The following is a 13116-nucleotide window of genomic DNA, read 5'->3' on the forward strand; positions in this document are numbered from 1 at the left end:
TTAACTACTAGAAAATCAACTTTTATCTATATTTCATTCTATATTTATATAATCAAACTTAATTTTTCAAATTCATGTAAGTTTTATCCTTATATATTACATTTTCTTATAGTAGTGTATAAATTTAAAAAGTGTTATAATTTATTTTATATAAGTATAGTTTGAAAGGAGCCCTTTTCATGAAACTAAATAAATTATCTTTGTCTTTAGCAATTACATTGGCCCTTGGCTCTACATTCAGCATGGCTCACGCTGAAACAACTGCGACTCATATAAAATCTGAAGTATCTAATGTGGCTACTAGAGCTGAAGTTTCTGCTAAAGCGGATGAACACCGTGTTGATACATCTGTTAAAAACGATACTAAACGTATTGATACATCCGTAAAAAATGATGCTAAACATGGTAGCACAGTTGTAAAACGTGATGCAAAACATGCTGATGCATCTGCTAAAAACGCTGCTAAACGCACTGATACATCCGTAAAAAACGATGGTAAACGCGTTAACACTTCTGTAAAAAATGACGTTAAACGCATTGATACTTCTGTAAAAAATGATGTAAAAGAAGATGCTGTAAAGGTAGAAGGTAAAAAAGCTGTAAAAGCTAAAGAAAACTTACCTGCTGGTATATACCCCGACACAAAAGATAACTGGGCTCGCGATGCTATCCAAGCAATGACACAAGCCGGTTACCTTTCTGGTTATGCTGATAATACATTCAAACCTAGTGCACAAATTACTCGTGAGCAAGCAGCTGCTATTTATGGCAAAGTGCTACAACACAACTTAAACGAACAAGAATTAGCGGAGATTGCAACAAAAGAATCCTCTACCTCCTACTCTGACGTGGAAGCAGATCGTTGGTCTAGCTCTGCTATCAAATTAGTTAGTGCTGCAGGCGTAATGGAAGGCACATCTAAAACAGCTTTCACACCTAGCAAAACTATGGACCGCGAACAATTCGTTGCATCCGCCGCTAGCCTAGCTAAAAAATTAAATCTTTCTACACCTGTAAAAGCAGAAAAAGTAACATTTAAAGACGAAGCTAGCATCTCCTCTGCTTACTTGGCAGATATCCAATACATAGCTCAACGTGGCATCGTAGCATCTGGGGCAACAGAAAACTTTAACCCTAAACAACCTGTAACAAGAGCACAAGCGGCAACAATCTTGAACCGCATGCTTAATGGTGCTGGCCTTGCAACACCGAAACACAGTACAACTGAAGCTAAAGCTGAAACAACTGTAAAAGAAGATGCCAAAAAAGCTGATACAGCATTAGAGAAAGATACATCTAAAGTAAGTAAAGACGCTAAAAAAGATGTAGCTAAAGCTGATAAAGCTGTAAAATCTGATGCAAAAAAAGTTGAAAAAGACGTAAAAGGCAATAAAGATGCTACAGTAGCGGAAAAAGCTGAGCCTACTCACACAGTTCGCCCTGTTCGTCGCAGCACACTAAAAGCACTTGATCAAAAACAACAAGCTGCATTAGAAGACAAAGTATTTTCTGAATTAAATAAAACTTACAAAACAGAAGATGCATTCCAAAATTATGGCGTAATGTACTGGCGTGACAACCAATTACACGTAGCTTTAAAAACAGACAGCGATATTTCCACAGTAAAAGCTAACCTTGCAAACCGTGGTGATTCCACTGTAAATAACTATGTTGTAGTTGAATCTTCCCAGTACAGCCAAGCTGAATACGATGCAATTGATACAAACTTCCGCAACTACTACAACAAAAATGAAAAAGCAGGTACAATTCTAGCTACATTCCCTGATGTAGAAAATAACCAACTTTACGCAGTTGTATCTACAGCATCTAAAGAAACACAACAAGGGATCTCTAAATTATTCGGTTCCAAAGTAAAAATGACAGTAAAACGCTAATCGGCGTTACACTTAACCAGCCAAGGCAGCGTATACTCAATAGTACTACGCTGCTTTGTTGTATATCACAATGCATGCCAACTAATTAACTATGATGCGACGGATATAGCTTTTTATGCTGGTGAAAGTTTATATTCTACGGCTATCAAGCACTAGCCTTTACCATGATTAGGAAGGATTTTTATGTACAAGAATACCCCTCACGCATTACGTGCCCTCGTACTCGGCACATTATTGACTACAACAGGCCTTGGTTTTGCTTCTGCAAACACAACCACTACAACTCATGCTCCTGCAACTACTGTTGAAGCCACTAAAATGGAAACTACTAGAGCAGATGTAGCTAAAACAGAAGTAGCTAAAATGGATGTTACTAAAACGGAAACAACCAAAATCGAAACAGCTAAAATTAAATCTACTAATACTGCATCACCTGCAATTGTAAACACCTCTATTGGTACACCTCAAGATATTCAAAAAATCCGCGCCCACATCTTTACAGATGTGCCTAGTGATTTTTGGGCGGCTAACTCGATTAGCACTGTAACAAAAGCAAACCTAATGAAGGGGTATTCCGATGGTACATTCCGACCTAACCAACCTATGACACGTGAAGAAGTAGCAGCTCTCTTCAACAATATCACGGATGATGGTACGGCCGCCTTTTTATCAAGTAAATTTAAAGATATTACATCTGACCGTTGGTCTGCTCTTGCTATTGAATCTGTAGCTCGCAAGAATATCATCAGCGGATATGGTGATGACACATATAAACCAGAAAAATATATGTCCCGCCAAGAGTTTGCGGTAGTAGCAGATAACTATATCCATTACTTAGGATATACCACTGAAGACCCAACAGTTCTTGATAATATAGCCTATGGAGACCAAAAATTCGTGGCTCCTTGGGCACAAGATTCCGTTCGTGAACTTGCCTATCTTGGGTTCACAAACTACGCTCCAGGTACATTGTTTAACCCTGAAAAATATGTAACTCGTGCAGAAGCAGCGGAAATTGCGTATCGCATGACACAAACAGAACAAGCACTTGCCTTCCACAACACATTGCTCAAGCAACAAGTAGAAAATAAAACAGCTAATATCATCGACAAAGCATTAGGTTATGGCAATGATTTCACCAAATTCCGTCAAGACGGGGCCCTCTTCTGGGAGGCAGGCCAATTACATGCATCTTTAACGGATCAAAAGAAAACTGACCTCGTCTCCAAAGCAATTACAGAAGCTCATGATCCACAGCTAGATAGAACTGTAGTCGTATCAAAAGGTAAATTAAATCAGGCCCAACTAGAGGAGTATCAATCCGATGCCATTGCCCTTTACCAACAAAAAGAACCTCAAGGAAAGATCCTTTCCATTTCCCCAAATACTGATACGAGTGCCCTTCTCATTACCGTTGATTCTATTCAAAAATCGACATTGAAAGCATTTAAAAAGAAATTCCATGATAATGTATTCTTACAATTACCACCAGAACCACTTACAAAGTCAGACGGAAATATTCAATTCCCATTACCACCGCGCGTAAACTATTATAACGACAAACAATAACATAGAAAAAAAGAACCGCCCCCTTAGGAGCGGTTCTTTTCACAATTAAACAGCTGTTACTATACACACATAATCGAATTTACACAGTTCGATTATTTTTTTGTTACATCATTTTCGCGGTCACGCAAGATACCAACTGGTACATATACCGTACCTGCGCTATGGATTGAATCTACGTCTTGTTGCAAGATCATTACAACGGAATAATCATCTGTTGTGTAGAATTCAGTAGGCATTTTATCGATATTTACATCGCCACCTAATTTATCTTTCACATCTTGATTATTATTAATCGCATTCACCAATTCTTTTTTATTAAGACCACCAAGATCGTACAAGGACAATTGTCGACCTGTTGTGGTGTTAAATGTGAAGCCTTTTACATAGTTTACACCATTGGCATCATGATCACGCATTGTATACGTATGAATCAATACGCTGAAAATGCCGTTTTTATCTGTTTTAACATCATAGTACATAACTACATTTGTTTTATCAGATTCTTTAGCATTTAACTTTTCTACATCATTTTGTATTTTAGAAACATACTTTTTGATGGTCGTATTGATTGCTTTTTCTACCGCAGGGCTAACAGATTTAACCTCTGGGAATACTAAATCCAAATGATCTGTAGTAGATTCCACAGGTGATACAGCAACCTCTTTACGATCCATATAACGGTCCGCATTTGGAGCTACCACTTCAACTGCATTACGATCTACTTTAGACGCTTTAGAGCGCAACGCACGATTCTGCTCAGGTGTAGCAGTACTAGAAATACGATATGTTAAATCATTACGATTTACACGTTTCGCATTTGTTTGATTTGCTTGTACATTTACAGTATCTTGCGTTACAGGTATTACTTCGCTTGCTGCGAAGGAGACTACTGGCAATGCAGCAGCCATAATGATGAGTACAGACTGTTTTAATTTCATTGTTTAACCTCTTATTGTTCTTGCTCAGCTTTCATAGCAAGAGCTTCTTCTTTATTGAACTTGTGTGTAACAACACGGCGAACAAGATAGAGACCAGCGAATATGAATGCAAGCAATCCTAACCATTGTGCTGTGCTTTCAAATTCAGGACCTACTAATTCAAGTGGAGCTTCCCCACCACCAGTTGTAACAGACAATACAATAATAACAGCTATGATTACACCAATCAAGCTTTCACCAACGATCAGACCAGAAGCAAAGAGAACACCGCGGCGATTGGATTGCTCTACATCGTAGTCAGCAAGCTCACCGGCACGCATTTTAGCACGAGCTACAAGATAACGACCTACGAAGTAGCTGATGAAAGAACCAATAATAAGTGGTACTTCTAAAGTAGGTGGTAAATAAATACCCATACCAACAGCCAATGGAGGCAATGTTAAGGTAGCAGTTGTGCTCTTGAGAATCAAGTTGACGATAATTGCCACAACACCAACGCCAACGCCGATTAAGATATAATCCCAATCCATGCTAGAGTTGAAGATACCTTGCGCAATGGTAGTCATCAAAGTCGCTTGAGGAGCCGATAATGCAGCGTTTGGATCCATTTCAGCACGTGGTAACGCACCTGTGAAACCGTATGCTTGATAAAGCAAGTTAAGAACTGGAGCAATTGCAATGGCACCGGCTACAGAACCAAGTAACAAGGCAATTTGTTGACGCCAAGGTGTAGCACCAACGAGTTGGCCAGTTTTCAAATCTTGTAAATTATCATTAGAAATAGATGCAATCGCAATAACTACGGATGTCATAAAGATAGCCATAGCAGTAGCGAACTGAACACCTTCTTGTGTAGCAAATAAATTATTTTCCGCTGCGATAAAGTATACAACTAAGGAAGAAATAATAGTCGCTAAAATACCGATACCAGAAATTGGAGAAGCAGATGTACCGATAAGGCCTGCCATATAGCCACATGCTGCAGCTACGAAGAAGCCAATCAATAAAGCTACTACGATACCTACTACAACGAGTGTCCACATTAATCCTGCACTAATAGGTACGACAGATACGAAATCCCAGAATGTAAATACTAAACCAATAAGAATAAGTATAAATACACCTAAAACGGATTTTGTACTCATATCTGTATCCATACGATGCAATTCACGTTCTACGGAACTGCTATTCATAGATTTAACAGAAATTTTCATACCTTCGATGATAGGTTTGATTAAGGTAATCAAAGTCCAAATCGCAGCAATACCAATAGCACCAGCACCGATGAAACGAACTTTAGATTTCCAAATAGCTATCGCAAACTTAGCAGTAGCACCGCCATCTGGAGCAAACATATTAGTGAAGTAAGGCACGAAGCCAGCCCATGCGATGAGTACACCGACGAGGATAGCGATACCAGAGGCGATACCGATAAGATAACCAGCACCTAACAACGCTGTAGAGAAGCCCAAAGGAATTTGAGTAATCCCTTTACTACCTACAGGGATCCAGAAGCTCATACTATCGCCAAGCACCTTAAAACCATTTGCACAGAGGCTAATAAGACCAGCTACAAAGCCACCGGACACGATGTCTGTCATACCAGAGCTAGATTGAGGACCTTGTTCACCATTGTGAGAGCCAACCTTCAAAATTTCTGCTGCTGCACGACCTTCAGGATATGGTAGATCGCTATTCACTACCATGGCACGACGCAATGGAATGGTAAATAATACACCTAGAGAGCCACCACAGGCACAGAGCAAGAATGTTTGCCAGAATGGAAAGCCATTCCAATACCCAAGCATGAGTAAACCTGGCAAAATAAAGATAATGGCGGACAATGTACCAGCCGCAGAAGCCTGCGTTTGTACCATGTTATTTTCAAGAACATTAGAATCCTTGAAGAACCGTAAAATTGCCATTGAAATAATAGCTGCCGGAATGGATGACGAGAATGTCAAACCTACCTTCAAACCGAGATATACGTTAGATGCTGTAAAAATAACAGTAATCAATGCACCAAGTAGCATCCCACGTAACGTCAGTTCCGGCAGATGAAGGTCATGGCTCGTAAAGTCATGTTTCATAAGTACTTACCTCCTCTGTGAAATCATAAACTTAAAACAATATACTAAGCTACTTCCATTTTATCGTGTTAAAGCGATGATTTCAATATATATGCGATATTTATAATGTATACATATGAAAATTATAAATTTAAGTTTTCCCACAAATATCTTGAAAGGTCTATTCTGTATCCAAAACACTTTATTAAGCGTGGTAGCCCTCCAAAAGCCTCCAAAGCCACCCACCCTGCTTCGCAGGGCCGCTAAGTCGTTTTTGGAGGACCCCCACGCTAATATATACCTAATCGTTTACCCTAAGAATAGACCTTTCATTATTCACCAAATGAAATATTTAATTTATAATTTTTCTACATATAACGCATTATCAATCTTACATATAGATTGAAATCATAAAGTATGGAGAGAAGGAAAGCACAATATACTTCCCCTTTCTTATATGCGCATTATGCATATACACCTATCAATTATATGAAAATAGAAATCATTCTCTTTTATTCTGTACAAATATACAGGATTTTATATAATTAAAGTACCGACAGTAGGGTCGGCATGTCTTTTAAGGAGGTTGTAAACATTATGGAAACAAGAATTGAATATGATTCAATGGGACCAGTCGAAGTCGACGCTAGACGAATTTACGGACCTCAAACGCAACGCTCGTTCAATAATTTTAAAATCGGTGACCACCGCATCCCTATTGAACAAATCAAAGCGCTTGCGCTTGTAAAAAAAGCATGTGCTTTAACCAATGCAAAGTGTGGCGCAGTAACTGAGGAAAAAGCGAAACTCATCGCTCAAGTAGTAGATGAAATCGTGGACGGCAAATGGGATGAAGAATTCCCGTTAACCGTATTCCAAACAGGCTCCGGCACACAAACTAACATGAATGTGAACGAAGTCATCGCTCACCGAGCTAAACAGTTAGATGAATCCAATCCCCTTCATCCTAACGACGATGTAAACCGCGGCCAAAGTACAAACGATACATTCCCTACAGCAATGCATATTTGTGCGTACTTTGAAATTACAAAACGCGTAATTCCTGCATTGGACGGCCTTATCGGATCCTTTGAAAAATTGCAAGAAAAAGGGAAAGGCTTGCAAAAAGTTGGTCGTACCCATCTACAAGATGCTACTTTCATCATGGTAGACCAAGAAATTAGCGCCTTTGTGGACGGCCTAAAAACTGCCAAAACTATGCTCCTTCAAAATGCTGACCACCTCCTCGACGTAGCACTCGGTGGTACTGCGGTTGGTACAGGTGTGAACACGCCTAAAGGCTATCTAGACGTTATGGAAACTGTATTGCCAGAGGTAACAGGCGCTCCATTCCGTGTTAAGAATAACAAATTCCAAGGACTTGCTCTCAAAGATGCATTTATGATGGCTCACGGTGCACTTAACACATTAGCGACTACCCTATTCAAAATCGCTAACGATGTGCGCTTCTTAGGCTCTGGCCCTCGCTGTGGCTACGGCGAATGGCATCTTCCTGAAAACGAACCGGGCTCCTCCATCATGCCAGGCAAGGTAAATCCTACTCAATGTGAAGCTTTGACTATGGTATGCGCCCAAGTATTCGGCCACAATACAACTATGACGCTCTGTGCAGGTAGCGGTACGTTCCAATTAAACGTATACATGCCTATCATGATCTATGACTTTGTTGAAAGCTGTCGCCTTCTCGCAGATGCTATGAACTCGTTTACAACACACTGTATCGACGGTGTAGAATTCGTACCTGAAAAACTCAACTTCTTTGTAGAACAATCCCTCATGATTGCTACATCCTTAACACCATACATCGGCTACGATAAAAGCGCTAAGGTTGTAAAAGAAGCGTACAAACGTGGTTGCTCTATCAAAGAAATCATCTTAGAAGAAAAACTCATGACCGAAGACGAATTTGCCGAAGCAGTTCGCATGAAATAAAATCTCTCTCACCTCTATGACATATCTGTAACATCCTCTCATACCTCAAATGAACGGAAAATAAAAGGACGCTATAGTCTTGAATTCTTCAGTACTACTTATTACTGAAGATTAGACTATAGCGTTCTTTTGAGTTTTATAAGACTAAAAAAATTAGATTGTAATTTTTTGACCTAATAAAGTTTCTAGCCCTTTGAAAACTTTAATAATATTAACATATCCTTCTTGAATAGCATTTGTGTTATATGGAGGCCTGTAATCATTTGATTTTGTATTTATTACCATATTTCTAAAAATTTCTTGATCGTGTATAGAGAAATCATTAAATGATGTATAAATAACTAATGTGCTATCATAGGCTTTTCTCATATCATCTATTGTATCATCAGCATAACTTAACTTTTCACCGTATCCTTTTTGATTATAAAAACTATCATTAGGTAGTTTCTCTATATAACCTATAAACGGAATATTCAATATTTTTGTGAACCCTCCAGCCCCATAAACATATATAAAAGGAAAGTGTGTTTCATAAGAAAAGACATAACCTTCTATTCCTACTCTTTTCCAATTATCCCGTAATGCCATATTAAATTGATACGGCCATTCATATCTCCCTAAAGCCCAATTCATTGTACCGTCTAAATCAAAATTATAGAACCAACAAAAAGGAAATAAAATTAGAATAGTAATAAGAATATTTTTTAATATCCGCATGTCTAATACCAAATCCAGATTTCTCACGAATTCTAGATTACCACTTGCAAAAACTCACGCTAAACGAATCCAAGCAAAAGTATAATATTTAATAATAGGTTAAAACATATAAATATATGTATAAGGCTACTAGAAAAAGCCAAGAGTATAAGGCGCCTTTAAATAATTTTTGATGCTTTTGTGTTTCAACCGCATCATAATTTTCACTACTAGGTATATAATACATTCCGATTAAAGAAATCCCCATAACAACTGAAGACAAAAAGAATAATACAAATATCGAAACGACTTCATGGAGCAAACCTAACCCAAGCCATATAGACATACCTAACATTGCCACAGTTCTGGCTAATGAAAGCTTACCTTCATGAGTAATTAATTTGTATACAAAAAATATTATTCCTATTATTATAATTAAGTCCTGAAGCATTACTTCTCTATATCCTTTTTTAAATTAGATTAGATTTGATTCTATCCTTATAATAATCCCCAAATGACGCTCCAGCAACACCAACAGCAAAAGCCCTACAGGGCCCGCACTACCTCCTACAACTCCACCCCCTAATCCAGTAGCTACTGGAATCAAATTAGCTTCCCAAGCCTTTACTAGTTCACGCCCTCTGTACATTTGGTAATCATTTTGCATATCGTTAAGTAAGAAACCTATTGAAACAGGCCCTCCAACTTTCGCTACAGTTCGAGTAATTTTTGATGCGTTCTCTGCATAATACACATATCCAACCCATGGTTAATTTGCTACTTCAGATAATACATTTTGAGCAACAGACTTGCCTAAGGCATCCTTAGTCCAAACAAATATAGACTTAGACTTAGATTCAGATACAGGCATTACACTCACTTTATCAGATGTATCAACAAAAATGAATCTTTCATTATTGGGTCCATTACTGTATTTGGCTCTAGCCAAAGTAGCCATTTCATCTAGTATGATTGTAGTACCTAATGATACATCTTTATTCATAAGAGTGACATGATAATTTATGCCTAGCTTATTGACTATCCTTGCTCCTAATCCTTTAACCCCTAGAAACATATCATCATCATAAAAATAACCTTCAGCTTTAATAGTATAAGTTCCATCTACATTTTTACTAAGAGAAGGATTCTCAGCTTCTTGAATATAACTTATAGTTACGCCATTTTCAAGTATTCTTATTAACTCTTCAACACTACCATTATTATCAAGGTTTCTAATAATTGCAATTCTTAAAGACTCTATCTGATGCTCACTCAATTGATTCCATTTAGTCCCATATTGTGCTTCAGCTGCACCTGTTACAGGAGAATAACCTAAAGTACCATTTACAGCAGCACCTAGTAATGCACTTAATGTTTGAGCTACATCAGGTTTTTCTTTTGCAATTTTTTGAATTTCTCCAATTAATGCTTCATTGGTAGCACCAGCATAAAAACCACTACCTGGTTTATTCCCTGCCATACGAGAAGATACTTCAGCGACTATGCCATGGGCTATCGCTTTTGCAACTTTACCTTCTTTAGAGGTTGGATTCAAATTATGTAATTGGCCAAAGGCTTCTTTTGCAAATAATTTAGATAATTCTTGACGTTCTTCAATTTTCTTGTTATCAAAGATTTCATCAAGCTTATTCAAGCTATCTTTTATATCTCGTTACAGTGTTTGAATATTAACGCTAGCGTCTCCCTTGTGGATTTATACACCTGATATTATATTGGTATTATACTTAGCTCAATAATAAGGATATAGCTAATAATAAATCAAAATATATAGAAAAATATATAAAGCTATCATAAATATCCAGGAGTATAAAGCCCCTCTATATAGCTTTTGATGCTTTTGAGTTTTATCCTCATCATAATTCTCACTACTTGGCACAAAATACATTCCTATCAAAGAAATCCCGATACATATTAGCCACCAAAATAGTAAAACAAATGGAGATATCAGTTTACTCAGCAATACTAATCCACAACCGACAATAATAGAAAACGTTGCAATAACTCTAGCCATACTAAGCTTACCTTCATGCGTAATAAGTTTGTATATGAGAAATATAATCCCCAATATTATAATCAGATCTTGATACATTACTTATCTACATCCTTCTTTAATCAGATTTAATTTTATCTGTAGCACACTCTCACTTGCCGCAACAGATGTAAAAGAACCGACATTTCTAGAAACGACTTTCTAAATATAAATCTTATAACAACACTACATGATTAGGCATCTTATCAAACGGCATTAAATAATCTGAAAGACTTGTTAATTCGTCCAAATCATTACGACTTATTACATATAGATGAAGTCCATCATCTTTTTCAACTATATCAGCTCTCCCACCATACCATGGTCTTTTATATGATAATATCTTGCTTTTTATATCTCCATTGAGATTAAAAATCTGTAATTGATTCTCTGCAACAGCTAAACCATATTTATCAGTCACAGATATGTCAAAATACGGAACAGAAATAGGGTTTTGAATCTGAATCTTTTTTAGATTATCTAATATCGTAATATTATTTGTATCTAAGCATACTAATTTTCCATTATGAAGAAAGGACTCTTTTATTTCACTTTCATAAACAAAGTATGCAAATTTTTGATCATATTTGGCTATTTCATCTATAATATGAACAGAATAATCAATCAATGACAAAGATACTATCCCTTTATTGGTACGCATTAAAATTATGTCATCACTAAATTCGTATAATTGATAAAAATAGAATTCCTTAATATTATTAGGAATAGGTATTAACTTCTCTCCACGCCAGGTCCATAACAATGAAACCATTAAGTTTATCATTTATAATCATATAATTTACACATCGCAAAGCAAAAATTATAACATTTTCTGAACTTGGACTTTTTATCTGTTTAATGGGTTCTAAGTCTATCATCTATATTCTTTCTATAGTTTCATTAGATTATAATTCAATCATTTTTACATTAAAAGTAGTCCACAATCTTTCGTCTCTATAATATCTTTTAAACTCCTACCATTTATTATTGGATTTTCTAATAACGGTAAAAAATCATTACATTCATCTAAAAGATCCTTATTTTTCCATAGTTGCCATAATGCACCATAAGTAACAATCCCATATGTGGAATCATTATAATATAGTTCTAACTCCCTGTTACATCTCAAGCCTTCAATAACTTCGTCATATAAAGAAACATCTAAACCACTCATTGATGTTTACTCCTTCCTAATTTTTCTAGTCAAACATACTTATCCTTAAGGATTTACCAATCACCTTATAAATACTGATATTAAACACAACAGACTAATTAGTACGCTTGGCATTTTCAAGTCATTTACTTAATCGAATATAAACCAATTATACATATAATACTTTCTCTAAGGGTTTAAAAAATGTACAGAGATTTCTCATCATATAACTCATTGGCAAAAATATCGCTAATTGTGTGGCCTTCTAAGCAAGGTATCATTAAAAAGGTATCTAAATCAGGTTCTTTAATAACACATTCATCATTAATCCAAAATTCCCAAACAACATTATTTGGAGTCACAAAGCACTCTAAACCGTTATACCTAAATTCAATCTCTTCATTCATGTCTAGATAACCTCTTATCTCTTCTAGTTTATTCATTTTCTCTCACTAATTTTGATTTTTACTAAAAATCTACAGCACATACAATAATAATCATACTTTAATAAACAATGTACTTTACTCTTCTCAAAGATAAGAGCAACATATATTTCATTTTTATTTTAACATTAGAAATAATGATATTTCTAATTTAAACTCTGGATTTTATAAATAAATACAATAACCTCTGCTAGGATACTATCATAGCAGAGGTTAATTAGTTGTACGCCGAATAGGCATGACTAAACCCCCAGTTAAACTGGGGGTCAGCAAAAATTCTTAGAGAAAAGGAAAGAACCTCCTAGTGCTAGAATGGAGTTGGTCTGGCAACCACAACATTTCAACATAGG

Annotated in this window: 13 protein-coding genes; 3 read left to right on the plus strand and 10 right to left on the minus strand. The window is 36.5% G+C overall.

The window, feature by feature from the left end:
* The first annotated feature begins 179 nt into the window (after window positions 1-179).
* Together E7L28_RS08030 and E7L28_RS08035 are read left to right on the plus strand one after the other, a co-directional pair.
* Entirely contained in the window at window positions 180-1895 is a 1716-nt protein-coding gene (locus E7L28_RS08030) for an S-layer homology domain-containing protein (RefSeq protein ID WP_316711581.1), read from the plus strand.
* A 183-nt stretch (window positions 1896-2078) separates the two neighbouring features.
* On the plus strand, window positions 2079-3464 hold the full coding sequence (locus tag E7L28_RS08035) for an S-layer homology domain-containing protein (RefSeq protein ID WP_316711582.1): 1386 nt from the start codon (window positions 2079-2081) through the stop codon (window positions 3462-3464).
* A gap of 92 nt (window positions 3465-3556) precedes the next feature.
* Here the strand turns inward: E7L28_RS08035 and E7L28_RS08040 are convergent, their stop codons facing one another.
* On the minus strand, window positions 3557-4402 hold the full coding sequence (locus E7L28_RS08040) for a polysaccharide deacetylase family protein (protein WP_004698216.1): 846 nt from the start codon (window positions 4400-4402) through the stop codon (window positions 3557-3559).
* An 11-nt stretch (window positions 4403-4413) separates the two neighbouring features.
* Complete coding sequence (locus E7L28_RS08045) at window positions 4414-6492, minus strand: OPT family oligopeptide transporter (RefSeq protein WP_316711583.1); 2079 nt, start codon at window positions 6490-6492, stop codon at window positions 4414-4416.
* Window positions 6493-7068: 576 nt separating this feature from the next.
* Between E7L28_RS08045 and E7L28_RS08050 the strand changes: the two genes are divergently transcribed.
* A complete protein-coding gene (locus tag E7L28_RS08050) occupies window positions 7069-8424 on the plus strand; it encodes a class II fumarate hydratase (RefSeq protein ID WP_316711584.1) in 1356 nt (451 codons plus the stop codon).
* 153 nt (window positions 8425-8577) lie between these two features.
* On the opposite strand, the gene E7L28_RS08055 is transcribed toward E7L28_RS08050, so the two are convergent.
* The 8 genes from E7L28_RS08055 to E7L28_RS08090 form a co-directional block, all read right to left on the minus strand.
* Window positions 8578-9057: a hypothetical protein gene (locus tag E7L28_RS08055; protein ID WP_316604072.1), complete on the minus strand. Its 480-nt coding sequence runs from the start codon at window positions 9055-9057 to the stop codon at window positions 8578-8580.
* Between the two features lie 172 nt (window positions 9058-9229).
* Complete coding sequence (locus tag E7L28_RS08060; RefSeq protein WP_316604071.1) at window positions 9230-9571, minus strand: hypothetical protein; 342 nt, start codon at window positions 9569-9571, stop codon at window positions 9230-9232.
* Window positions 9572-9595: 24 nt separating this feature from the next.
* Window positions 9596-9874, minus strand: a complete 279-nt coding sequence (locus tag E7L28_RS08065) for a hypothetical protein (protein ID WP_316604070.1) — start codon at window positions 9872-9874, stop codon at window positions 9596-9598.
* A 15-nt stretch (window positions 9875-9889) separates the two neighbouring features.
* Window positions 9890-10774, minus strand: a complete 885-nt coding sequence (locus tag E7L28_RS08070; RefSeq protein WP_316604069.1) for a hypothetical protein — start codon at window positions 10772-10774, stop codon at window positions 9890-9892.
* A 114-nt stretch (window positions 10775-10888) separates the two neighbouring features.
* Complete coding sequence (locus E7L28_RS08075; RefSeq protein ID WP_229039608.1) at window positions 10889-11152, minus strand: hypothetical protein; 264 nt, start codon at window positions 11150-11152, stop codon at window positions 10889-10891.
* Between the two features lie 193 nt (window positions 11153-11345).
* A complete protein-coding gene (locus E7L28_RS08080) occupies window positions 11346-11942 on the minus strand; it encodes a hypothetical protein (RefSeq protein ID WP_316604068.1) in 597 nt (198 codons plus the stop codon).
* Window positions 11943-12092: 150 nt separating this feature from the next.
* Window positions 12093-12344, minus strand: a complete 252-nt coding sequence (locus tag E7L28_RS08085) for a hypothetical protein (RefSeq protein ID WP_316604067.1) — start codon at window positions 12342-12344, stop codon at window positions 12093-12095.
* A 176-nt stretch (window positions 12345-12520) separates the two neighbouring features.
* On the minus strand, window positions 12521-12766 hold the full coding sequence (locus E7L28_RS08090) for a hypothetical protein (protein ID WP_232054987.1): 246 nt from the start codon (window positions 12764-12766) through the stop codon (window positions 12521-12523).
* Between the last annotated feature and the right edge of the window lie 350 nt (window positions 12767-13116).

The sequence above is a fragment of the Veillonella parvula genome (assembly GCF_032575955.1).
In the GTDB taxonomy this organism is placed as follows: domain Bacteria; phylum Bacillota; class Negativicutes; order Veillonellales; family Veillonellaceae; genus Veillonella; species Veillonella parvula_J.

What these genes read in the sequence shown, in the direction of transcription:
- E7L28_RS08030 (WP_316711581.1), top strand. Translation starts at nt 180, where the DNA reads ATGAAACTAAATAAATTATCTTTGTCTTTAGCAATTACATTGGCCCTT.
- E7L28_RS08035 (WP_316711582.1), top strand. Translation starts at nt 2,079, where the DNA reads ATGTACAAGAATACCCCTCACGCATTACGTGCCCTCGTACTCGGCACA.
- E7L28_RS08040 (WP_004698216.1), bottom strand. Translation starts at nt 4,402, where the DNA reads ATGAAATTAAAACAGTCTGTACTCATCATTATGGCTGCTGCATTGCCA.
- E7L28_RS08045 (WP_316711583.1), bottom strand. Translation starts at nt 6,492, where the DNA reads ATGAAACATGACTTTACGAGCCATGACCTTCATCTGCCGGAACTGACG.
- E7L28_RS08050 (WP_316711584.1), top strand. Translation starts at nt 7,069, where the DNA reads ATGGAAACAAGAATTGAATATGATTCAATGGGACCAGTCGAAGTCGAC.
- E7L28_RS08055 (WP_316604072.1), bottom strand. Translation starts at nt 9,057, where the DNA reads ATGAATTGGGCTTTAGGGAGATATGAATGGCCGTATCAATTTAATATG.
- E7L28_RS08060 (WP_316604071.1), bottom strand. Translation starts at nt 9,571, where the DNA reads ATGCTTCAGGACTTAATTATAATAATAGGAATAATATTTTTTGTATAC.
- E7L28_RS08075 (WP_229039608.1), bottom strand. Translation starts at nt 11,152, where the DNA reads ATGGCTAGAGTTATTGCAACGTTTTCTATTATTGTCGGTTGTGGATTA.
- E7L28_RS08080 (WP_316604068.1), bottom strand. Translation starts at nt 11,942, where the DNA reads ATGGTTTCATTGTTATGGACCTGGCGTGGAGAGAAGTTAATACCTATT.
- E7L28_RS08085 (WP_316604067.1), bottom strand. Translation starts at nt 12,344, where the DNA reads ATGAGTGGTTTAGATGTTTCTTTATATGACGAAGTTATTGAAGGCTTG.
- E7L28_RS08090 (WP_232054987.1), bottom strand. Translation starts at nt 12,766, where the DNA reads ATGAATAAACTAGAAGAGATAAGAGGTTATCTAGACATGAATGAAGAG.